Genomic DNA, 22,410 nt, shown 5'->3' with positions numbered 1-22,410 from the left:
AACATACTTTTTCTAATCTGACAGAAACGGATTGGAGTTATACATCTAACTCGTTTCTGTCCAAAAGTGAGTTGTGTGGTTTTTGGGAGTACCAGCATCTGCCTACTTGTGATTCGTCACTATTAAGTGCGTGTTTCTTCCAACCCTTTTCAAATCTCGAATCGCAGCTTCTTTTTTCGCAATTCGCAGAGGCCGATCTGAAGTTATAGTATTGTTGATAATATCAATAGCATCACGCTTCGTATGTGTGAACTCGATAACGCCGTAAGGTGTCTTAAACTCTCCCTTGCGTCCAGTCGTCATGATCGTAATTCGATCAAGCATTACTTGGGAAATAACACTGTATTCTGAGAGTGCCGATTCTAGAGAGATGTAGTTGTACTCTCCTCGTCGCAAGCATTTAGCAATGTATTCAATGGTATAACCGTCCTTATGACGACTGTATGAGAATACATAAACCCCGTTGCACACCCGCTCTAGTACTCCAGCTTTCACCAAACGAGGTAAACTTTGCTGGAATGCTGTAAGTGAATCATCAAAAAATAACCTCCTGAGGTCACTTTTTCGATAAACGTGTATGCCTCGCTTGTCAAACTTATACAGACGCTCCAAAGCGGTCTTAATCTTCACTTCAATACTTATAAGTAGTCATAAAAAGTAATTTTAGCATATATTTTTGTCTACTTGTGATTGAGGCTAAAGCACATCGGTAGTCGCTGATAGCCTAGTGATTCCTGACTTGTTTTTCCGAGTTAGGATCCTAACTCGGAATTTTTGGGATGAATATGGTTACTTTGAGACTAGGGGAAATAGCTGTACTAAGCGCAGCCAGATTCCGATATTCATTCTTGGTTAGGATCCTAACGTGGAATACGTAGTGATGAATGTGGTTGCTGTGAGGCTAGGGAAACCGAAGCACTAATCGTAGCCAGATTCCGATGTGTATTTTCGGTTAGGATCCTAACTCGGAATTTGTAGTGATGAATGCGGTTGCTATGAGGCTTGGGAAATAGAATCACTAATCGCGGCCAGACTCCGATGCTCATTCTCGGTTAGGATCCTAACCGAGAATTCATAGTGATGAATATGTGGTTCTTTGAGGAGAGAAATCGCAACACTAATAGCCCAGAATCTGATCTTTTTCATTTTTAGGTAGAAGTTTAACTAATTATTATTTTTCTAATTTAATAATTAAAAAAACAAACGGTTTTTATTTAATAATTAAATGTTAATGTGATTTTTAAAATAGTGATTAAAGGTCCTTTACAAAGAGAATATTACTTGATAAATATAATAGTCATTGAATTTATCTATATATATCAAGAGGGTTGTCGATATGTCTCAAGTTTTGGTTTATTCTAAACGTAATCGTGAAATGAGTTATCTATCTGCAAGAGAAGAACGTGAAACTAAGCCAAATAGATTTCAAGTCGTTTATAATGATATTTCGGATGAAGAAGCATTACGTAGAGCAAACTCTATTAATTTAGATGAAAAGAACAATGTTCCTCAAGTTCGTTTAAAAAGACAACCTATTAAGGAAGAGAAAGAATGCCGAGTGCCTGGCTTATATGGTTGTAACCGTTATAAGTCAAGAAAAAATGAGACATTCAACGTGTTCTAACGTTGTTCTTTTTTTGCACAACGTTAAAGCCTATGGACTTGTATCAGGCAAGTGATAAAAGCCTTAAAAATTCCGTCATTAAAGCAGGTGGCAAGAGAATTTGCCAAGATTGGCAATCAATGTGCCAATGCTGGCATTGAAAGTGTCAGTAGTGGCAGAAGAACTTTTTCAATAATTTAATCTTTCTTCGTCATAAACTTCCTTTTTTAAAAGGTCAACCTTATATTAGAATTATAACTTTATAATAGTTATAACAGTTATAATAGTTATATCATAAAAAATTAAATAAATAAAATTTAATTTTTTATGTTGGATTTTAATGTCAAGGTGTTTTTAAACTGAATTTGTTTTTAATTATATATAAATAACTTTAGAGTAATGATATTTGCCTATGCGTATTAATTTATTTACTCGATTTTTATTAAGGCAAAGGTGGTTTGCCAAAATTATTGACTAGTCAACTTTAGCGAGATGTAAACACCCCTGTAGTATCAACAAACATCCGTTTTCTGATACCAGACGGGAATGAAGTGTTTGCGGTCTCATAAAGTAGGGTTCGGATTTTTATGATACCCAACCGATTGATGATACCAATTGTGATGCCAAAAGGAGTGAATAGTATGGGACGGACATTCGCTTATTGTCGTGTATCGACTAGCGAGCAAACTGTGTCAAATCAGATCTTAGCTATCAGAAATGCTGGCTACGATGTTCAAGAACACCGAATTGTACATGAAACAGTTTCTGGTAGTGTGCCAGCAACAGAACGACGTGAGTTCAAAATGTTGATTGAGCATAAACTAGAGCCAGGGGACAAACTAGTTGTACTTAAGCTTGATCGACTTGGAAGAGATAACATCGATGTTCAGCATACGATCAGTATGCTGTTAGAAAAAGGTGTTACGCCAATTTCTCTGGATCTGCCGACCGCTGATCTAAGCTCGGCGGAGGGACGATTGATGCTGCAAATGTTCTCAGCATTTGCTGAATTTGAGCGAAACCGTATTCGAGAGCGGACGCTAGAGGGGCAGGCTAGGGCTAAGTCTGAAGGTAAGCGTATTGGTAGACCAGAAGCACTAACCACAACTCAAAAAGTCCAAGAATGTAGGGCAAGAGGGCTGAGCCAATCCAAAACAGCTCATGCTCTAGGCATCTCCGTCCCTACGGTCAAGCGGCATTGGAACAAGCGGTTAACTGAAAGTATTCAATGAAGAACAATGTTCTATGATACCGAGAGGCGGAGATCTACCAGTAGTAGTTATTAGCTAAGAGGTTTTAACGATATTGCAAGAACCTTGTTCTTGCTTAGAGCAAGGCTACTAAGATATCCCGCTGATATTTGATACAAGAACATTGTTCTGACTGGAAAATCGGATAACCTCTCTGTTAGTAAACGACGCTGATAGAAAGGGATGCTTGTGAGCTTATTCATCAATACTCAAAAACTAACGGTAGCAAAAGAGGATCACTTAACTGAGTTCTTCGCTGCGGCGTTAGGGTCTTCAGAAAGTTTCAGTCGAGCGTTTGTTAGGTTGATTTTTGGAGACGAAGATAACAGATTGATCTGCAAGGTCGAAACCCAAGTTATCTATCCTGGATGCCGACCAGACATGCGTCTGATATTAAGTGATGGTTCAATTGTTCTTTGTGAAAATAAACTCGATGCTGCCGAAACGATCGGTAATGTTGAGAGTGGCAACCTTTTACAATTGGAGCGATATCTGCAATTGCCTGTGGATCATGTGATTTATATTCGCTCTGAGTTACTGCCGCCTTCATACCAAGTTACGAGCCATCCTAAGTATCTATCGCCGATAGAAAGGCCTCATTATTTGTGGCGTGATATTTACCCTTTGTTATGCGAAGACTCCAATCCAATCGCCAAAGAATTACGAGATGGTTTTAAGAGCATGGGATTTGTTCCTGCTCACCCAGTGATTGGCGATCTGACACGTAATGCGCCAAGAGAACAGAGAGAGAATTTCTCTAAGTTTTGGATGCCGACAACGACTGCGGCCATTCAACAAGGTTGGAAAGTAGCAATTGGAGATGTAGTAGAACGATACTTTTACCATGAAACAGCAGAGCTAGCTCGGGAGGTGTTCGTAAGTCCAATAAACCCTACCCGATTTCTGATTCGTTACACACCGCAAATATCTCAATGTGACGCTCTATTAAGTGCACTAGATACCGTTGAAAGTGAAGCCGAAGCACTAGTAGTGGTAACGAAAAAAACGGTACCACGAGCGAGTGGAATGGTCACTGTTATAGATGTTGAAACTCCTATGAACAATGTTCTACCAGCTCAACTAAAAACAGTGGAACAGATAGAGTCTAAGCTCAAAGCGTATGTATTGCCTTATCTCACGCTAGCTTTTAAGTAACACCTGTTTTGATTTTATGTGAATAACTATCTCGACAGTGAGATGATGTTTACTTGGAACAATGTTCTTATCGCAATCTTAAAATAGTAAAGATTGGGTATTTGATTAATCAATAAAAAACTGTGGAAGAACAATGTTCCGAATGATAAGTCAGAGAACCTTTCTTTTAATAAGAGAGGCTTCAGAGAGTAGTGCTTGTGGAGTTAATAATTAATACTCAATAACTAGCCTTCTAAAAATATAATTAATTAAAAGTCCTGAAGAGTAGTTTTGCAATTAATAATAAAAAGGCCGAGATAGACTCGACCTTTTTATCCAACGCTTAACCGCCAGTTGACGCGGAAGTAACTATCTATTAGCGGATAAAATAGTGATACATTTACTTGTATTAAAACTAATTTTTCTTTAAGCCACCAGTGAGGTGGAAGAAATTACTTTTACTTTTAAAGGTTAAGTAATATTAGTTTAAATATATCTTTAAGCCACTTTCTAGATAGAAGCTCTGCTTCTTGTTACGTGATTTAATATAAAAGATTGTTTTTTCTTAATCAAGAGTTTTTTCAACTTGACTCAAAAGTTTTTTATGTATAATAAAAACTATATTTTTCAAGTGGGTGGCTCGTAATTAATATGATTATACTATGAGCTTATTTAGCACAAAGTTGTATTGACTCAAGACTTTATTCAACCCCTGATTTTATAGATCACTATAGCAGTGAGATTCTCAACTCAGAACAATGTTCTCTGAGTCGCGAGTGTTACAAACGGTATTGGTGAGCTTGCTATTGATACTGCGAGAACACTGTTCTCGCTTAAATTATCAAAACCTAAAGATTGCGTATTTGATTAACAAATAAAAAATGCTTCGAGGAGAACGATGTTCTACTCAAAGCTTGTTACTCGCGACTTTGGGTAGCTGAATCAGTCTGCTTTTTCTACAACCATGCCACTTTGCTCTGCAAAGTGAATCAATCGAGTGATATTGCTGAGGCTCCACTGGTTGGTGATGGCTATCACCTCGTCGTTAGGCAGCGTAATCAGCGCGTCCTCATCGCTGTGGAAACGGCTAATTCTACCTTGAGGGATATCATCCGCTAGGATGGCAATGCGTCGTCTTACTGGTTCGTTAAATGCGTTGAGCACATCATTCAGGCTTTGCGGCTGATGCTTCTCGATCCAGTCCGTGACTAACGCTAGCGCGAGGTGACGCTTTTTATAGGTATGGCCGTTATAGCGATACTCTGAGTAATCTTTATCGCCTTTTTGAACGCTTGTGCGCTGCTCGGCACGCTTCTCGCGGAACTTCACCTGGTACTCTTCTACCTCGGGTACAGGGATGATCTGTTCGGCATTGATCAGTACATCTTCTTTGTAGCGATAGGGCGTGAGGCGCACACAACTGATATCGATGCCTTTGTCACGCAGCCACAATACAGAAGTGGTGAGTTCTTTACCGAAATCTGCTGAGGCTAAAACGATTCGAACATCGTTACCAAAGTCATCCAAGCTGTTTTCATCAAGATCGACAAACTCCAGAATGGCTTCGCGGGCATCAATCTTTTGGCCTTCTTTCTTCAGGTACTGGGCATAGTAGTCACATGCTTTATCGAACGTTATGGTAGAGATCATTGCTGCATAGCGTAGCGCTTGCAGCTCCATATGCGCACCGATTTCATCCCGTTTAAGCTCAATGACCACTAAGTTGGCATTTTTATCGATGGCTAACAGGTCAATACGGCGACGGCTGTCTTCCCAGTCTGAAAACTCTTCTGATATCACCAAACAATCAGGTGCGATGGAATCAATACAGCCTTTCAGCGCTTCTTGTAAATCGTGCCGTTCTTGCAGCCCTTCGGCTGCAAAAGTGGTTGGTGTCAGTGCGGTGAGGTTTTTATTGGCGATATTGTATAGGCTCATGGTTATACTGCTTGTTCGACAATAGTATTCGTTAGCAATAGTTGATTTGAAGTATGTTCACTGAAACTTTGCTTTAAAAAGTCGCACATAGCCATCAACTCATTTAATTTAGCAACAATACGCGCTTGCTCATTCAAAGGGGGTAATCCAACGACTATAGGATAAACTTTTCTTCCAGAAATTACAGGTTGAGCCGTTGCACTATCATTTTCATTCAGATTAGTGGCCTTCAACAACCAAAATAAAAATTCTAAGTTCAAGTTAGAATGAGAAAACTTTGTCACAAAAGCATTATCAGTTACCCATGCTTTTTTCGGTGTCAAGTGGACTGAACCACAGTAAAATCCAACACGACCTATAACAATAGTTGGTTCTGATACATTGTTTTCGCTGTGATAACCAGTAACACCGTTCCCTCCATAAACAGGAATCGTTCCATTGGAATCCATTTTTTTTGCGGTTAAGTTTTTACCCGAGGATATCTGGATAATCGACTCCAATCTTGTGAAAACCCAGCCAGTTGGTAGAGTCAATGGCTCTTCAGATTCAGATATGGGCTTAGTTAACCTTACTTTTTTAGGACTATCGCCATCTTCCGCAATTCTTTTCAGTAACTCAGAAGCTGGTTCATCGCTTGGATCTTGCGGAACCAACTTACCCATCACGGCAAGTTGTAGAATGGTTTGCTTAAGTTGGTCGATACTCTCTTCAGTCGTGAATAAGGTATCGAAATGCTCACTGATTCGCGCCCAGTTTTGCATTAACTCGTCAGCATCGGCAGAGTTGGTGAGTGTGTCCAACAGAGTCGTTACCAGCACTTGATGCGCTTCAATGCTGGCTTCGGTTTGTTGCTCAAGCTGGTCGCAAAGCGCCATTAGCTCATCGACTTTGGCGACGATTCGGTGTTGTTCTGCGGTAGATGGCAATGCGATAACTGTGTTAATGATCTTTTCTCTTGAGATGTTTGGCTGTGCTCCGCCTGCTCCCATGCCAATCAATCTAGCTTTATAAGCCTTAAGAAGAGTTAAAAGATATGTGTTACTTAAGCCAGTAAATGGTGTACAAGCACACACTGCTTGGTTTGTAGTAGCTCGAACGGAGAGTATTGCAGTCTTGCCAATTGTTGCTCCATACATTGCTACTAGAACATCACCAACATTGTTATATCTAACAGAAGTTTCTGACAAAGCCAGTTCGGTGATAGTTTCCTCTGATTCCGAAATATAATCCGCTTTTAACTCTCCAGATTTAAACCAAGGTATCCCTCCATCATAGTACCCACTATTGCTTCTTTTAGGTGTGGAGCCTGAACCCCATTCACCATATTCATTTAAGCGGATCCACGACCATCCATTTGGCAAGTCAAAAGGCTTTTCTTCATCGCTTATATTGGGGAGTTTCTTTGGCTTTTTAAGCTTCTTTTCTTTTACCAATTGAGCCTTTTCTTGCGCAATACGCTCAAGTAATACTGAAGCAGGCTCATCATTAGGATCTTGAGGAACGAGTTTGCCGCGAACTGCCAGTTCTAAAATCAGTTCACGCAGCTTTTTAACGCCATATAGCTCTAGCTTCTTACTGTTGCCACGTCCAGAGGACGATTTGGTTTTTACTGCTGAAGTCCAGATATCAATATGCTCGGTAATCAGGTTTTCGACTGCCATTATTACTCTCCACCTTGCATTTTACCTTGAGTGGTAGAGCTAAGCGCATCACCAAGAATGCCTTTCAGTTGGTCACGTAGTGCGTTAATTTCTTGCTGTTGTTGATGATAGCTCGCCAGTAACTCTTCAGGATCATGGCTGACTACTTCGTCCTGATACGGGTTTTTAATATCAAGGTTAAAATTGCGCTCGATAATATCCTCAATCGATACTTTCCAAGCTTGCTTGGTCTCGATGCGGCTAGAGAATCCATCGGCCTCGTTGCCCCACCAATCGATCTCTTGCTGGAACTCTTCAAACTTCATTGGTTTGGTTTTGCTGTAGTTCTTCACGCCTTTTGGATAAGGGTGCTCATAGAACCACACTTCTTTGGTCGGTTGGCCTTTGGTAAAGAACAGAATGTTGGTCTTAATACCAGTGTATGGGTTGAACACGCCATTAGGTAAGCGAACAATCGTGTGCAGGTTACACTCTTCTGTCAGCATCTTTTTGATTTTGGTTTTTACACCTTCACCAAACAAGGTGCCATCAGGCAGCACCACACCTGCGCGGCCATCTTTATCCAATACTTCCACAATAAGCTGCAAGAACAGATCGGCGGTTTCACGAGTTTGCATTTCGGCAGGGAAGTTCTTTTCAATCCCGTCCTCTTCTGTGCCGCCAAACGGTGGGTTAGTCGCAATCACATTGATATTGCTGTCCCAGTTTGAAAGCGGCTTGTTAAGCGTGTTGCCGTGCTTAATCTGCACAGGGACTTCGATGCCGTGGAGCATCATATTGGTGATACACAGCAAATGTGGCAGTTGTTTCTTCTCTACACCATGGATTTGCTTTTGCAGCGTTTGGTGGTCGGCTGTGCTGGTCACGTAGTTTTCTTTGACGTGATCGAAAGAGCAAGCCAGGAATCCACCCGTGCCGCAGGCGGGATCCATAATTTGCTCACCCAGTTTAGGGTCAAGACGATTGACGATAAAGCGAGTCACAGCGCGAGGGGTATAGAACTCACCCGCATTACCTGCGCTTTGTAGGTCGCGTAGGATTTGCTCGTAGATATCACCAAACAGGTGGCGTTCTTTAGAGTCAGTAAAGTCGATCTCGTTGAGCTTGTTAATCACCTGGCGCAGCAGTGTGCCATTTTTCATGTAGTTGAAGGCATCACTAAAAGCTTCTTTCACCACAAAACCGCGTGGGTTGGTGTCTTTCGGTGCGGTTAGGTTTTTTAACGTCGGGAATAGGTCATCATTGATGAATTCCAGCAGTTCATCACCCGTAATACCTTGGTTATCTGCCGCCCAGTTGCGCCATAGGTACTTGGCTGGGATGGGTTCGCGGTAATCATCTAACTCGAACTCTAGCTCTTCTTCTTGAGCATCAAACACTTTAAGGAATAAAAGCCACGACATTTGGCCTAGACGCTGCGCGTCACCATCAACACCCGCATCTTTACGCATGATGTCTTGAATAGACTTGATAACTGAACTGATTGACATGAAGTTCTACTACTAACTGACTGAAAAAATTGGGGCAGATTATAGCATTTCTACGTCAATGTGAGTACTGAAAAGGGGAGAGGTGATGCCCAATAACGGTGGAGGTTAGTGGGCGTTTATATCTATGATAAATATATAAATCAATGTCTTACTGGTTGTTGATTCATGCTCTCTTTGCTCCGTAAGGCAAGGTACAACACCCAAGTGATTAGCGCATCAGCAGTAATGCCCAAGCCGAACATTATGGCGATTCGTTCAAGCGTAGGTACAAAGATACCGATTTGATAAAGCACAAAAGCACAACCGTAAAACAAGGTGTTTACGATAAGTGATTGATACAGCATTAAATCCGTGCGTCCAATACCATAAAAGTAACTGTCTATGACATTGTTTAAACTGAAAATCACATAGAACCCAACCATTAGCCAAACTAGACTGGTGATTGATTCTGGGTTCTCTATCCCCATTACATTGGCTATAAAGCTGTTCCAAAGCGGTGTGGTGAGTATCCAAACAGCAATAATTCCTAACGTTATCCAAAGGTAGCCATTGACTCGCTCAGATGTTAATCCATTGTTTGTCGCAGCATCTTGCTTAACCAGTTGCCCTAATGTCAAAACGGGAAGTAGTAGCCAGCCCCAAATAAATTGATTAGCAACCCAGAATGTTCCCGCTTGTTGTACTTGGTTAATAAGCTGAAGAATCATGACAATAAAGGCAGTATTTCGCACGAGTGACTCAAGCCCTGACTTCCATCCAATCTTTGCCCATTCTTTGAGCCATTGCGATTGATCTCCTTCAGAAAACTTGAAGCTCAGAGTGATCCCTGATTTCGATAAATAAATCAGGGCAAATAGTGCGAGAAGACTATTGACTACGATATTACTCAGAGCAATACCATTCACTCCTAACTGAAGGGAGTAAGGTAGTTGACTGACGAAGACGCTGTCACAAAGGACAGTCATGAGCATTTGTACTATTAGGAGACCATACAGCGCCTTTCGTTCATTTCTTAGGACTAGAACCAAAGACAAAAAAGCATAGAAGCTAGAGAGCAAAATAGCGGCAGATTCCAATCGAATGTATTGGATCGTTTGGGCCAATAATTCAGCCTGTTGCTGCATAGCATCTACAAAGTTCGGGGCTAGCCACAATACCATTAAGGTCACCACAAAGTAGCAAATTAAGGTAACCAAAAGAGATAGACTGGCTCGTTCACGAAAAGCTTCATTACTATGAATAACTCTGCCTAGAATAAATGCTAGAGGGATAAGTAATGCTTCGCTGAGGACTTCATATCCTACATTTAGCCATGCAACTTGTGCTGCAATGCTAAAAGTCCATGGGCTAGGGATGCTGCCCAAGAAATGGATTCGTGTAGTTGAGTAGATTAATGGTATTAAGCTTGTCAGAATCAGCACTAGCCACAGTTGGTAGTTGATTGTTTTTATTTGATGATGTTTCAATTTTTAAGCCTTGTTATCTTCACTAGGGACCTCGTGGAGAAAGCGACTCTCCACAGAGAAATAGCCATTACTTTTAATCAGTTGTTTATTTCTAAGCCGTTCGAACAGTGTGATGAGGTACTGATAAAGCTCAGTATATTGCGCTGTACTGATATGAGTTGCTGAGCAGTTAAATACTTGCCATGGGAAATTAATCAATGTTGTAGCGGCATGTTTGGGAAGGTAGTTGTGTTTAAACTCACGTAGCAATAAATGTTCTAGCTGAACACAATAGTGCTGGATGATAGAGCAGTGAAAGTGGTACTTGTAACTGTCGTTGTTAGCGATAAGGTTCGGCAAGGAGCAAAATAAAAAGTAAACCTGAGCGGCCAACTCTTTGGCTTGCTTTCGCTCGCTTGTATGTGTTTTGGTAACGGCGTCTAATTGTTCTGCAAGGCCAAGATCACCCTTTAAAATAGTGAAGTGAACGTTGTAGATTTGTGACTCACGATAATAAAGAGAAATGTCAGACAGCGATTGGCCTACAACGATTTCTATAAGCAAACGGTCTTGTGTTCTAAGAGTGATTTTCGACCCCAAAATATCGGTATGAGCCAATTGTTCACCGAACAATCTGAGGAGTCTTTCATGCCAACCCTGAACCGAAATCGATGACTGAATAAATAAATCGATATCAGAGCGCTTTGTTAACTGATTAGCCCCCAAGCTTCCGTAAAGTAGAGCTGTAGGTACGCTTGTATCTGTGCTCAATACTTTATTCAGCTTACTGACCCAAGTGTGTTGAGATAATGGGAAGGCCGTCCAGAAGGCATCAAAGTTATCGGAGAAGTCAAAACAGTAAGACTGCCAAATTTGTCTTTGCCAGTGAGTTTCTAGTTCCGTCGGTATGGTTTTATCTTTCAAAAATCTAATAGTTTCATCAACAGCTTGCAGTTTTTTGTAGGATGATGGGTAAGGGATTTCTGAGTATTTCTCGTCATCAATTGCATTGATGCTCTGCACAATATCTCTAGTGCAACAGACTAATATGCCTGTTTTCCTATCTAATTGATTGGTAAGAAGGCTAGCCGTTTGACCGTATCCTATAAATTCAACAATCGCGTTTTCCTGTTGTTTAACCGCAGCAAGGAAATGCTCACAAGCGAGTTGCTCACCTTGCTCGGTTCCATCGCCAAAGCGAATTCGATACTCATCTAATGATAAATAAATGAAATCAGGCAAACGTCCTTGTATTTGTTTGCTTAAGGTTGTTTTGCCTGAATTTAGGTTACCAAAAATATAGATATGCATTGTGACGTGAGGTCGTTAACCAAGCTAAAGAAACTCTAGCTTGGTTTAAATGGTGATTAGGCTGATTGATAAATCTCAGCTTCCAATTCAGAAATCGCTTCTAAGTATTGCTCTTTTCCGCCAAAGCACTTTTTGACGATTTCAGCAGGGCGTCCCATCTCGTCAAAAGGCTTAACTTTGAGTACATGAATATTCTCAATCTCTTGAACGCCTTCGTCTGCGTACTTGTCCAGTAAGTTGCTCAACACCTGCTGAGCCGTTTCACCGTACTTAGTGAAGTAGTTGCGTTTTTTGACGTTGTCAGCGCGTTCTTTTCTGGTGAGTGCTGGTTGGTCATACACGACATGACAAATCATGTCGAATGGGTCGAGATCTTTGCCGACTTCCAGCTCTAATGCTTCCCAGATGATGCCTTCTTCTGCCAGTTCATCGATGATTGCTTGCTTTTTATCGGCATCTTGCCAGCGCTTAACAAAGTCATCCATCGACGTGAACTGTTTTGCCATCGTCTTGCGGGTATAGTCTTTGAACGATTCGGTTACGAGTTTTCCGTCGGCATCGTAGTATTGAACACGTTCGGCAATGGCCTTAACCGTTACATCGTTGACATGGAACTTTCTAACTCGGTTTTCATCCTGCCAATCATCATCGGCATCACTACCGTCAGAAGGAGATGAACCTGAGTCGTATGGAGTTTCTGGTTCTTGGATGCTTTCAGGGTCGATATCTTCCCCTTCAAATGGATCATCTTGTTCAAGTTCATCCTCACCATCGATAATCTCATCGAGTCCATTATCGGTATCGAAGTCTTCTGGTTTTGTCTCTTTAACTCGCTCAGGGACACCATCAAAGCGCTCATCAGCGAACAGTTCAGTCGCTTTTTTAAAGTCGAGGATAGTAAACCATAGCTTTCCGTAACGATCATCAATACGAGTACCACGACCGATGATCTGCTTAAACTTAGTCATCGACTGAATGCCTTGGTCAAGAACAACCAGTTTGCAAGTTTTTGCATCGACACCTGTTGTCATGAGTTCTGAGGTGGTCGCGATAACAGGGTAATCCTTTTTGGGGTTGATGAAGTTATCAAGCTGAGCTTTACCGATTTCATCATCACCAGTAATTTTCATTACGTATTTTTCATTTTTAGCAACTTGCTCAGGGTTGCAGTTGATTAGTGCTCGGCGCATACGTTCCGCATGGTCAATGTCATTACAGAACACAATGGTTTTAGCCATCGGATCGGTGCGCTTTAGGTAGCTGGTGATGGTCTGTGCAACAAGTTCTGTGCGCTCATCAATGACCATAGTTCTGTCGAAGTCTTTCTGGTTATAGATCCTGTCTTCGATAACTTCACCATGTTTATCGACTTGCCCTTTGGTTGGTCGCCAACCTTGTAAATCTACATCGATATCCACACGCACAACTTTGTATGGGGCTAAGAAACCGTCTTCAATTCCTTGTTTTAGAGAGTAGGTATAAATGGCATCGCCAAAGTACTCGGTGTTAGACACGATATCGGTTTCTTTTGGTGTCGCGGTTAGCCCTATTTGAGTCGCAGAACCGAAATACTCAAGAATCTCGCGCCATGCGCTGTCCTCAGCGGCACTGCCACGATGGCACTCGTCAACGACAATAAGGTCAAAGAAATCAGGATCGACCTGTTTGTATGCTTTTTGGTGCTCTTCTGGGCCAGTTAGAGCTTGATACAAAGCTAGATGGATTTCGTAAGCGGGATCGACTGTTCGACCAGTGACTTTGGTCATAGCGGTGCCAAACGGCTGGAAGTCGTTGGTCTTAGTTTGATCGACCAGAATGTTTCTGTCCGCTAGAAATAGGATGCGTTTTTTGGCTCGGGACTTCCATAGTCGCCAAATAATCTGGAAAGCAGTGTAAGTTTTGCCCGTACCTGTTGCCATAACCAAGAGTACACGGTTTTGTCCTGCTGCGACCGCTTCCACGGTTTTGTTTATCGCTTGTAGCTGATAGTAGCGCGGAGACTTTCCGCTACCGTCATCATGGTAATCTTGAGTAATGACTGGAAGGTGCTCGGCTTTGTATCCTTTCCAAACGCAGTACTTGTCCCATAGTTGCTGAGGTGTCGGAAAATCTTCAAGTCGAATTTCAGTTTCGAGTTGAGCTGGGTTGGTTTTGTCGTGGAAGATAAAACCGTCGCCATTTGAGGCAAAGACAAAAGGGACTTCAAGTAGGCTGGCGTAATCTAGACCTTGTTGCATACCTTTGCCGATTTCATGCTTATTCGCTTTTGCTTCGACAACGGCTAGAGGCATGCTCGGTTTATGGTAAAGGACGATGTCCGCAGACTTAACCTTTTTCCTCGCCGCTGCCTGACCACGAACAATGACCTTACCGTCACGCAGTTTAACTTCTTGACGGATTTGAGACATATCATCCCATCCTGCATCTTTGATAGCAGGAAGAATGAATTTCGTGATGATGTCGGTTTCAGATAGCTTTGATTTATTGATTGTCGATTCCATGCGATTAGCCAGCTCAGTACAAATGCATTTCATGACTATACCAAAGGATGCATAAAAGCAGAAAAGATACTGACTTATCAGTGAAGTGGGTAACGGTATGCATGAAATACCAGATGCTATTCGTGGAAATAGTTATCCCGTTATGCAATAGCATAACGGGAAGTCAGTTAAGCAACGATATCTAGAGACTCGGTACTTAATCTAGTGTAGCTACGCGCCCTTTGAGTCAGAGAGATTTTCGCTTTATTTGTTGTTCCGCTAAATCTACCGATTTCAAAACCCAGAGACTTCATGAGTTGCCCAAAATACAGCATCTTTTTATTTGTCGTGCTGTTTTCGTTGAGTGATAGTGGGATGTGAGTATCTTTGTGCAGTGTCCAATTGACTAATTCCCGATTTTCGATCATCAGATTAACAAACCCCAAAATCTGCTCCCTATGGATCATGATAGAAGGTGATTGAGAATTAAGCTGGTGTCCGTTGAACAGACCCTCATTGATTAAATTCGCCAAGCGGCGATATGTTGAGTACTTGCTGTTATCTTCGTTTGGCGCTGGAACAGAAAATAGCTTGTCGAAGAGCTTTCTGTTCTTAGAAAACAGGAAATGAAATTCGACATCTTCTTTTGTGACTTCAGTCAAATGATAGTAGCTTTTAATTGTATGCTTCGAGATGGCTGCGTTGTCACTGGCTGTGCGCTTATCAGCCATCATAAGCCGCTTCACGTCATGCTGGGTTAAATCGACAGATTGCATAATGGCGTTGACCAACGCCTCTCTGTAAGCTTTTAAATATTGCTTGTTCGTTTTAGACCCACAGCTCTGTGAGTACACTGAGGATGGTAGCGGATCAACATGAAAGCCGAGTTCCTTCAATGTTAGCCATAGATGTAGCCCCAGAGGTGCGGTGAACTGTGATTTCACGTTACCGAATGCAATCTCTAGGTGGTCTGTTGGCGCTGAGTGAATATTCGCATTGTAGACTCTTGCCCTTGTCGGGCGGCAGAAGAAGTCTTGATGGGCATCTACGGTGAAACAAATCTCCTTTGCTTTACGGAATCGACGTGCGAAGTTAACTAGTTCAAATGGATTTAGTGTTTTGTCACAGAATACGACAACTCTATTGGCAAAGTTTTTGACGATTGAGAAGCCTGACCCTAGACAGGGAGAAGCGATAATCGCTTTGTATTTGGAGATTTCTTCATTCGGGTTAGCCAGAAAAGCACGTTGTGCGTCCATTCCTTTATTCTCCCCGTGAATGACTAGCACACCGTCGTTTAGAGCCGCAGTCTCACTATCTAAACCTTGTTTGTCCTCATAACCAAGTTGTTTAACTACTCCTCGAAGTGTCACTAGCGAGTCAAAGAGAAACACCTTGTCCTCCAACAATTTAGACTTGAGTTCATCCTGACTATAAAGATACTGATTTTTATCTGTGATAACTGCTTCAATTCCCAGATATGGATTTTTGTCGCACTGGATTAAAGTCACGTCACCTCGTAAATCCTTCAAGAAGCCTAAACTAATATCGGAAAGATCAGCATCGCCCACAATGACTTGTGGAATGGAGCGAATAATCTCAGACAAGCAATGAAAGACGCGTTGTTTAGGCATTTGTAGTGAATGCTCCGAACACACGACAGTTGAAATTACTTTCTCAAACTCATCAATAATCAAGGTATCAGCATTGTGGCAATATGCTTGGATATGTGCTTTCCACACACTATTGACGACTAATCCCATCGCTTTCGACTGTTCAAGCTGAGTTAAGTTTTGAGTGGTATAGCTGACCGCATGATTTTGAATGCAGTATTGTTCTACTAAAGCCATCAGGTGAGAAAGATATACCACGGATTTATTGTTTTGCTCAGCTAGCTGAGTAATAGGGCCAAAGACGTGTTTCGTTTTACCAGTCCCTGTTGCAGATTTAATCGCAAGGGTTCGCTCATTGGCTAGCGCTTCACACACTTCTGGACAGTCGAGAGTTGAAGTACGGATTGTTTTCGTCGGCGTTCTAAGCTTCATAAAATCTTGAACTGATGAATGATAGTGGTGTAGCTGTAGTTCAAGGCAATCTAAAACTTTACTAAGGAAATTATTGTCTTTGTGAAGATAGAAACGGTAAGTTCTCAAGCATGATTTAGCATCGGAACAGATCAGAGGAATTGTACGGACTAGTTTTTTAGCTAGCCAGTCAATGATTTCGTCACCCCGCATGCCGCAATTCGTCAACTGATAGCAAAGAGATAGATACTGGATTGTATCGTTGTAGTCTTTCAGACTGTAGAGTCGCTTTGATGCTAAATCATAAAGATCACACCTAGCGTCGCGATAATTAATCATCATGAAATCTACAGCTTGAGCAGGGAGCTTTTTTGAATCAATGATTAACTTGATGTTATTGAAGCCAGCATCACGGTAATAGCGGATAACTTCAGCCAGGTTGTTTTTGTCGTTGCGAACAGCAACGACCCTGTACTTGTCATGATCGAAGCTTAGAGACTCGCCGTTAAGAATGGCGACTGAGCAGGACTCTGTTGAACGAACCAGTGTATGTTCTGAGGCTTGAGATTGCGCGATAACGTTCATTTATTCTTATTCCTAGTAGAACGTAAAAGTGCAAAGTTTCTAAGTAATATATATAACTAAAGAACTCTGCACTTTTACCAGCATGCTAAAGCATGCAGTAAACAATTGATTTATTTGTGCTTAGTGAGAGTTTTTAGTTATGCGGCTAATGCATAGAGACTGTTGTCGAAAAGAGACTGTCTTTGCTCAACAAGATGAGAAACAGTTTGCTGTAGATCTTTGCCTAGTGCCATGGCTGCGATAATTGCATCGACCTCATGAGACAAGAAACCAACAGAGTTTGCACCAAGGGGAATTGAAGGTGGGAATGTTCCATCGTTAATTTTGCGGTGGAGAGTCGCTCTTGAGAAGGGTACGCGTTGTAGAACGTCAGATTTACGTACGATTTTGATTTGTTGTTCAGTCATAACTAACACCTTTGTTATTTTTTAATTTTTCGTTTGTGTTAAAGACCGCTGGCCAGCGACGAAATTGAAGTTATGACAAGTTACTGGTCAAAAACAGAGGGGGGTTTTGACCAGTTGTTGATTTAGAGAGTGTTTCTACTTATCTATTTGATTTTAAAGGTTTTGCTGATGAAAAGAAGTTGGAAAATACGGCTTCCGCTTCAAGATCATCAGAATATGACAAACTAGGCAGTTTGTTTATGGACTGAGATGAGTAGTACTTCCGTAGGTTATCTCTGTAACGTTTAAACTCATTATCTCTTTCAAAAGAAACGATATCTGATAATCTATCTATCCATGGGTAATCGGATTTTTTGTATAATTTCAGATGGTTATCAAAATTCATTAAAGATTGTATCGAACTTGGTGTTTCTTTTGATGGGAAACCTGAGTAATGAAGATGGGAATGTTCAACTACCTCATCAAAGCACGAAACCATGTCAAGGAAAAATTCCTTGTAAGATGATAAAAATGTAATGTCAAACTCGAAAATTCTTATCATGTTTTGATGGACCTCCCTTTTTGATTTGTTTCGCGCTTTGTAAAGAGTTAGCTCTGTTTGTTCTTTGTTCAGTTGGATAAAAGAGTAGTATTTTTTCTTGACTTGGCTTTTAGAAAGCTTAGTGATCTTTGTCACATTTGCGATTTTTTCATAGATCTTTTCTAAAGATTTTTCAGGAAAAATTTCTTTACCTAGCAAAACCATCCGATAAATATCCTCATCATCAATCTTTTTAGGCTTTTTGCTCTTTGTTAAGCCTAACTGATCTGAGTAGTCTCGCATTATTTGGTTAATTTCTTCGGCGTTTTCTGAACATAAAATATCTAGGGCAGCTGCAAATGTGTCATCGATTAAATACTGCAATTCTGTATAAACTCTTTCACTAGGCGCAGATTCGATTAGGCTAAATCCAAGATAGAGAAGAAAGAGAGCTGTATTTTCAGGAGTTTTTGTCCTGTCTTTAAGAATTCGTTCCCTGTGTTTATGTACAAATTTGTAGAGTGCAGAATCTTTATACGAGAGGTCATCATATACTTGACTCATTGCTTTATCCCTTTTTCTTAGCAATGGTATTGGTGTTTTTAGAAGCATCAAGTATGAAGTTGCTCCACCATTCCATTATCTTACGACGCTCCTGAAGGTACTCAGCATTGTTGTAGATGTCACGAATCGTGTTCTTGTCTACGTGTGCTAGACACAGCTCAATAGCATCTTTGTTGAAGCCCTGTTCGTTGAGCGCTGTACTGCCAATGGAACGCATACCGTGACTTACTAGCTTTCCTTTCATTCCTGCACGTTTTAGAGCTGCGTTGACGCTCTGACTGTTCATGTGCTGGTCTACTGACTTTGAACTGGGGAATACATAGCGTTGTCCGTAGGAGATGGGCTTCATAAAGTTTAAAAGTTGAATCGAAGCGTCTGAAAGAGGGATTTTGTGGTCGCGCTTCATTTTCATTTTATCTTTGCTAATGACCCAAAGTTTGTTTTCGAAATCAATTTCACTCCATTCAGCGGCAGCACACTCAACAGGACGGGTCAGGGTGTGGAGTTGGAATTCAAAAGCGCAGCGGGTGGCAAGCTTGATATTGGCTAACGACATCGCTTGCATAAGAGTATGAAGTTCGTCTGGGCTGATAGTACTCATGTGATCAGCTTTCGACTTTTTAAATGCATGCTTTATCCCGAATAATGGGTTGGACTGAATTTTTCCGCAATTCACCGCGTAGTTCATTACTTCATTTACTCGCTGACATACTCGTTTAACTGTCTCTAATGCGCCCTTTGCTTCTACAGGTCGTAAGACTTGAATTACAATTGGGGCAGTTAGCTCACTTATCGGCATGTTACCGAGGTTGGGAAAGATATGTAGCTCCAGAGATCGCCAGATATCGTTGGCATAGTCTTCCGAAACGTCATGCTTTTTTACTTCAAACCATTCTTCGGCAACTGATTTAAGAGTTGATGACTGAGCTATCTGTGCGGTAATGAGTTGGTTATCCCTGTGAGTTTTTGGATCAATACCTTCAGCGACCTGTTGGCGCATCTCTCTTGTTTTTTCTCTCGCGGACGCGAGAGTTATGTCGGGAAATGCACCAAGGCTGATGTTCTTACGTTTTTTAGTTGTTGGGTGGATGTAGTTGAAAATCCAAAGTTTTGCGCCATTGGGCTTTATACGTAAGTACAGACCGTTGCCATCGGCAAGCGAATATTCTTTCTCTAAGGGCTTAGCTTTGGTTACTTGAGTTGGTGATAAAGGCTTGATTTGCTTAGCCATTTTAATAGTTCCTTTCTGATGTAACACCACTTTGTGTTGTTATTGGTTAGTGTTACGCAGAATGTTACTAAATGACTGAGATTAAGTGAATCTTGATGAGACGGCCTGAACCACTTAAAGCTAGATGGGACAAGGGATTAGAAAAGAAAACGGGACGTCCTGAGACGTCCCGTTACTAGTGATTGGTGGAGCTGGCGGGAGTTGAACCCGCGTCCGAAAATCATTCATCTTTGGTACTACATGCTTAGTCGATCTTTAATTTCGCCACCCACCTGCGAACCGACACGCGAATGAATGACTAACCTGAATTATATCTCGCGATTCATCCCTCAGGTGGGGGAATCCACGCCAGCTTGTTTTGGTTTGATCTTTTGAACTCCCCGTCCTACAAGCAGAGGCTAGGGCAAAAGAGCTCTCAGCAGGTTATTAAGCTGCTAGTGCGTAGTTTTCGTCGTTTGCGACTATTTTTTTGCGGTTTGTTAACGAGGCCTACCGCACCTCGGCATGCACCTCAGACTGCAAAATTCCCGTCGAATCCTGAATCAGCCCCAAGTGTTAGGATGATAGTAACAGATTTTTTGAGTCTGTCTACCATCTATTATTCAAGTGGTTACTATTAACGCATTCCACTCTTCATAATTCGTGCTTTCTGGCGTTGCCAGTCTTGTTCTTTCAATGTTTCGCGTTTGTCGTGCAGTTTTTTGCCTCGTGCCACGCCCACTTTAATCTTCGCCCAAGAGCGAGACCAGTAGAGTGACAGTGCAATCAGCGTCATGCCTTCACGGTTAACGCGGCCGAACAAATTATCAATTTCACGGCGTGATAGCAATAGCTTGCGCACGCGCGTTGGGTTGGCGACCACGTGAGTCGAGGCTTGCTGTAGCGGGATAAGGCTCATACCTGAGATAAACGCCTCTCCGTCTCGCAAAAAGACGTAACTTTCTGCGATATTCGCTTTGCCTTGACGAAGTGATTTCACTTCCCAGCCTTGTAGCTCCAGCCCTGCTTCTACTTCATCTTCGATAAAGTATTCATGGCGAGCTTTTTTGTTAAGCGCGATGGTATTGCTACCCGCTTTATCTTTTGATTTTTTCTTTACCATAGTGGGCGCATTATACGGATTAGTTGAAGTTATGAAAATGCTTTTCTTTCGAAATAAGCTCCGATGTAGCATACGGGCATGAGCGCGTAGAAACAAGCACTTGTACGACATGAGACGTTATTTACGTCACATCATGATTGTTTAGAGAGATGAGGGCATTGGCCGCGCTTTTCAAGTGTTGCTGAGAATGGGAGTTGGATACTTGAGCCTGAGCGGGGTAGGCAGTACAATCTCTCTTTGCCGGAATATTCTGAGGAGAAAAGATGAATCAAGTAAGTCGTTCTGCGTTAGTCTCGTTTAGTGCAGAGCAGATGCTTCATCTGGTTAATGATGTCGAACGTTATCCAGAGTTTTTACCTGGATGTTCAGGCGCGCGCGTGGTCGAGTCTACCGACGAGATGATGGTCGGTGCTGTTGATATATCAAAAGCAGGCATCAAGAAGACTTTTACCACCCGCAATGATTTAACCCATGAGAATACCATTCTTTTAGAGTTGGTCGATGGGCCATTTAAGTCGTTGAAAGGGGGATGGTATTTTACCCCGCTTGATGAGCATGCATGCAAAGTAGAGTTACGTTTAGAGTTCGAATTTTCCAGTAAGATGATTGAAATGGTATTTGGAAAAATCTTTAATGAATTGACCAATAATATGGTTGATGCGTTTACCTTACGTGCGAAGCAGGTTTACCCATCATGAGTCAAGATAACGCGATGATACACGTGGAAGTGGTGTATGCACTTCCTCATGAGCAACGTGTGATTAATGTCATGGCGAAGCAGGATATGACGGCAGAACAGATCATCGAACAGTCCGGTGTGCTTGATATGTACCCAGAGATTGATCTTGATAAGAACAGTATTGGTGTGTTTTCACGTAATATTAAACGAGATTCGACGGTACGCGATGGTGACCGCATTGAAATTTATCGGCCTTTGCTGGCGGATCCCAAAGAAATTCGGCGTAAACGTGCAGAGCAAGCCAAGAAAAAAGCATAACGCTGGGTATCACCGCTCAATGTCATGGGCATTGCTCTATGTGGTGCGGTTATCCGGCCATGGCCTCCGGTAGAATAGGGCTGGCGAATGAACACAAAAAAGCTCGTTGATGAACGAGCTTTTTTACTTATTAGGCATCAGAGATTAATTCATCCCTTCATAAAAGTTTTGGCTGACATGATAGTCACCAGAAACGTTAACGAGCTTATCGTTCTCATTAAATTTCACGATTAAGTCTTTCTGTATGTTTTTTTCGTGCCCATGGGTATGAGAATAGATGTAGTACCAAGTATTGGGATAGCCATTTTCGACGAGCATAGGAGTGCCTAGCACATAGCGGACTTGGTCTTTAGACATACCAAACTTGAGTTGGTTGATGTCTTTTTGGTCGATATAGTTTCCTTGATTAATATCTATTCTATATACCAAACGTTCAACAACGGAGCAGCCTGAGAGGACTGTTAGGGCTAAGGGGAGGGCGATCAGCCACTTGGTTAACTGCATATTCAAATATTCTGTACTTATATAGTAATGGGCTCAAAAACTCGACTGATAATAAACAAGCTCAGAGCAGAAGTAAAAACATCATCTTCTTCCTGAGCTTATTAAGACTACGAATTTTGAATTTGGTTGCAAACTTACGCTAAAAAATCATTTCCTAGCGTAAG

General features: G+C 41.7%; 18 protein-coding genes and 1 other RNA gene. 5 read left to right on the top strand and 14 right to left on the bottom strand.

The features are described from left to right. Positions 1 to 102: 102 nt before the first annotated feature. Positions 103 to 630: a type IV toxin-antitoxin system AbiEi family antitoxin gene (gene abiEi / locus EAE30_RS14720; RefSeq protein ID WP_162808942.1), complete on the bottom strand. Its 528-nt coding sequence runs from the start codon at positions 628 to 630 to the stop codon at positions 103 to 105. A gap of 706 nt (positions 631 to 1,336) precedes the next feature. Here abiEi and EAE30_RS14715 point away from each other — a divergent pair. The 3 genes from EAE30_RS14715 (at position 1,337) to EAE30_RS14705 (ending at position 4,008) form a co-directional block, all read left to right on the top strand. Beyond that, positions 1,337 to 1,624 (top strand): hypothetical protein, encoded by a 288-nt coding sequence (locus tag EAE30_RS14715; RefSeq protein WP_030000947.1) that lies wholly within the window; start codon positions 1,337 to 1,339, stop codon positions 1,622 to 1,624. A 620-nt stretch (positions 1,625 to 2,244) separates the two neighbouring features. Then, on the top strand, positions 2,245 to 2,835 hold the full coding sequence (locus EAE30_RS14710; protein WP_123016600.1) for a recombinase family protein: 591 nt from the start codon (positions 2,245 to 2,247) through the stop codon (positions 2,833 to 2,835). Between the two features lie 201 nt (positions 2,836 to 3,036). After that, complete coding sequence (locus tag EAE30_RS14705) at positions 3,037 to 4,008, top strand: hypothetical protein (protein ID WP_123016599.1); 972 nt, start codon at positions 3,037 to 3,039, stop codon at positions 4,006 to 4,008. Between the two features lie 921 nt (positions 4,009 to 4,929). On the opposite strand, the gene EAE30_RS14700 is transcribed toward EAE30_RS14705, so the two are convergent. The 12 genes from EAE30_RS14700 to smpB all read right to left on the bottom strand — a co-directional run bounded on the left by EAE30_RS14700 (position 4,930) and on the right by smpB (position 20,745). Beyond that, positions 4,930 to 5,925 carry a PDDEXK family nuclease gene (locus EAE30_RS14700; RefSeq protein ID WP_123016598.1) on the bottom strand — a complete coding sequence of 332 codons (996 nt, stop codon included), beginning with the start codon at positions 5,923 to 5,925 and terminating at the stop codon, positions 4,930 to 4,932. A 2-nt stretch (positions 5,926 to 5,927) separates the two neighbouring features. Next, positions 5,928 to 7,586: a restriction endonuclease subunit S gene (locus EAE30_RS14695; protein ID WP_123016597.1), complete on the bottom strand. Its 1,659-nt coding sequence runs from the start codon at positions 7,584 to 7,586 to the stop codon at positions 5,928 to 5,930. Positions 7,587 to 7,588: 2 nt separating this feature from the next. After that, positions 7,589 to 9,076 carry an N-6 DNA methylase gene (locus EAE30_RS14690; RefSeq protein ID WP_123016596.1) on the bottom strand — a complete coding sequence of 496 codons (1,488 nt, stop codon included), beginning with the start codon at positions 9,074 to 9,076 and terminating at the stop codon, positions 7,589 to 7,591. Between the two features lie 140 nt (positions 9,077 to 9,216). Further along, a complete protein-coding gene (locus EAE30_RS14685) occupies positions 9,217 to 10,542 on the bottom strand; it encodes an MATE family Na+-driven efflux transporter (protein ID WP_123016595.1) in 1,326 nt (441 codons plus the stop codon). Positions 10,543 to 10,545: 3 nt separating this feature from the next. Next, on the bottom strand, positions 10,546 to 11,832 hold the full coding sequence (locus EAE30_RS14680) for a nucleotidyltransferase domain-containing protein (RefSeq protein ID WP_123016594.1): 1,287 nt from the start codon (positions 11,830 to 11,832) through the stop codon (positions 10,546 to 10,548). Positions 11,833 to 11,888: 56 nt separating this feature from the next. Continuing rightward, a complete protein-coding gene (hsdR, locus tag EAE30_RS14675) occupies positions 11,889 to 14,333 on the bottom strand; it encodes an EcoAI/FtnUII family type I restriction enzme subunit R (RefSeq protein WP_123017392.1) in 2,445 nt (814 codons plus the stop codon). A 167-nt stretch (positions 14,334 to 14,500) separates the two neighbouring features. After that, the gene (locus EAE30_RS14670) at positions 14,501 to 16,921 is read right to left on the bottom strand and encodes a DEAD/DEAH box helicase (protein WP_123016593.1); all 2,421 of its coding nucleotides are present in this window, start codon (positions 16,919 to 16,921) and stop codon (positions 14,501 to 14,503) included. Between the two features lie 137 nt (positions 16,922 to 17,058). Further along, positions 17,059 to 17,328, bottom strand: a complete 270-nt coding sequence (locus EAE30_RS14665; RefSeq protein ID WP_020431431.1) for a helix-turn-helix transcriptional regulator — start codon at positions 17,326 to 17,328, stop codon at positions 17,059 to 17,061. Between the two features lie 139 nt (positions 17,329 to 17,467). After that, entirely contained in the window at positions 17,468 to 18,412 is a 945-nt protein-coding gene (locus tag EAE30_RS14660; protein WP_123016592.1) for a hypothetical protein, read from the bottom strand. A gap of 4 nt (positions 18,413 to 18,416) precedes the next feature. Then, complete coding sequence (locus EAE30_RS14655; RefSeq protein ID WP_123016591.1) at positions 18,417 to 19,643, bottom strand: integrase domain-containing protein; 1,227 nt, start codon at positions 19,641 to 19,643, stop codon at positions 18,417 to 18,419. A gap of 183 nt (positions 19,644 to 19,826) precedes the next feature. Next, positions 19,827 to 20,193, bottom strand: a transfer-messenger RNA (tmRNA) gene (gene ssrA, locus EAE30_RS14650). A gap of 66 nt (positions 20,194 to 20,259) precedes the next feature. Continuing rightward, the gene (gene smpB / locus EAE30_RS14645) at positions 20,260 to 20,745 is read right to left on the bottom strand and encodes an SsrA-binding protein SmpB (protein ID WP_123016590.1); all 486 of its coding nucleotides are present in this window, start codon (positions 20,743 to 20,745) and stop codon (positions 20,260 to 20,262) included. Positions 20,746 to 21,008: 263 nt separating this feature from the next. Here smpB and EAE30_RS14640 point away from each other — a divergent pair, with 263 nt between their 5' ends. Both EAE30_RS14640 and EAE30_RS14635 read left to right on the top strand, forming a co-directional pair. Beyond that, positions 21,009 to 21,443: an SRPBCC family protein gene (locus tag EAE30_RS14640; protein WP_123016589.1), complete on the top strand. Its 435-nt coding sequence runs from the start codon at positions 21,009 to 21,011 to the stop codon at positions 21,441 to 21,443. After that, a complete protein-coding gene (locus tag EAE30_RS14635) occupies positions 21,440 to 21,742 on the top strand; it encodes an RnfH family protein (RefSeq protein ID WP_123016588.1) in 303 nt (100 codons plus the stop codon). The genes EAE30_RS14640 and EAE30_RS14635 overlap by 4 nt, the downstream gene beginning before the upstream one ends. A 144-nt stretch (positions 21,743 to 21,886) precedes the next feature. Here EAE30_RS14635 and bamE read toward each other — a convergent pair whose 3' ends face one another. Beyond that, positions 21,887 to 22,246, bottom strand: a complete 360-nt coding sequence (bamE, locus tag EAE30_RS14630) for an outer membrane protein assembly factor BamE (protein ID WP_123016587.1) — start codon at positions 22,244 to 22,246, stop codon at positions 21,887 to 21,889. Positions 22,247 to 22,410: the final 164 nt, after the last annotated feature.

The organism is Vibrio zhugei (assembly GCF_003716875.1).
GTDB lineage: Bacteria > Pseudomonadota > Gammaproteobacteria > Enterobacterales > Vibrionaceae > Vibrio > Vibrio zhugei.
The sequence above is the reverse complement of the archived record's forward strand: the minus strand, read 5'-3'. Positions and strand labels throughout refer to the sequence as shown.

Excerpts from the sequence above, each read along its gene's own strand:
- EAE30_RS14710 (WP_123016600.1), top strand. The coding sequence starts at position 2,245 with ATGGGACGGACATTCGCTTATTGTCGTGTATCGACTAGCGAGCAAACT.
- EAE30_RS14665 (WP_020431431.1), bottom strand. The coding sequence starts at position 17,328 with ATGACTGAACAACAAATCAAAATCGTACGTAAATCTGACGTTCTACAA.
- EAE30_RS14640 (WP_123016589.1), top strand. The coding sequence starts at position 21,009 with ATGAATCAAGTAAGTCGTTCTGCGTTAGTCTCGTTTAGTGCAGAGCAG.
- EAE30_RS14715 (WP_030000947.1), top strand. The coding sequence starts at position 1,337 with ATGTCTCAAGTTTTGGTTTATTCTAAACGTAATCGTGAAATGAGTTAT.
- hsdR (WP_123017392.1), bottom strand. The coding sequence starts at position 14,333 with ATGGAATCGACAATCAATAAATCAAAGCTATCTGAAACCGACATCATC.
- bamE (WP_123016587.1), bottom strand. The coding sequence starts at position 22,246 with ATGCAGTTAACCAAGTGGCTGATCGCCCTCCCCTTAGCCCTAACAGTC.
- EAE30_RS14695 (WP_123016597.1), bottom strand. The coding sequence starts at position 7,586 with ATGGCAGTCGAAAACCTGATTACCGAGCATATTGATATCTGGACTTCA.
- EAE30_RS14690 (WP_123016596.1), bottom strand. The coding sequence starts at position 9,076 with ATGTCAATCAGTTCAGTTATCAAGTCTATTCAAGACATCATGCGTAAA.
- EAE30_RS14655 (WP_123016591.1), bottom strand. The coding sequence starts at position 19,643 with ATGGCTAAGCAAATCAAGCCTTTATCACCAACTCAAGTAACCAAAGCT.
- EAE30_RS14680 (WP_123016594.1), bottom strand. The coding sequence starts at position 11,832 with ATGCATATCTATATTTTTGGTAACCTAAATTCAGGCAAAACAACCTTA.
- smpB (WP_123016590.1), bottom strand. The coding sequence starts at position 20,745 with ATGGTAAAGAAAAAATCAAAAGATAAAGCGGGTAGCAATACCATCGCG.
- EAE30_RS14660 (WP_123016592.1), bottom strand. The coding sequence starts at position 18,412 with ATGAGTCAAGTATATGATGACCTCTCGTATAAAGATTCTGCACTCTAC.
- EAE30_RS14700 (WP_123016598.1), bottom strand. The coding sequence starts at position 5,925 with ATGAGCCTATACAATATCGCCAATAAAAACCTCACCGCACTGACACCA.
- EAE30_RS14705 (WP_123016599.1), top strand. The coding sequence starts at position 3,037 with ATGCTTGTGAGCTTATTCATCAATACTCAAAAACTAACGGTAGCAAAA.
- EAE30_RS14670 (WP_123016593.1), bottom strand. The coding sequence starts at position 16,921 with ATGAACGTTATCGCGCAATCTCAAGCCTCAGAACATACACTGGTTCGT.
- EAE30_RS14635 (WP_123016588.1), top strand. The coding sequence starts at position 21,440 with ATGAGTCAAGATAACGCGATGATACACGTGGAAGTGGTGTATGCACTT.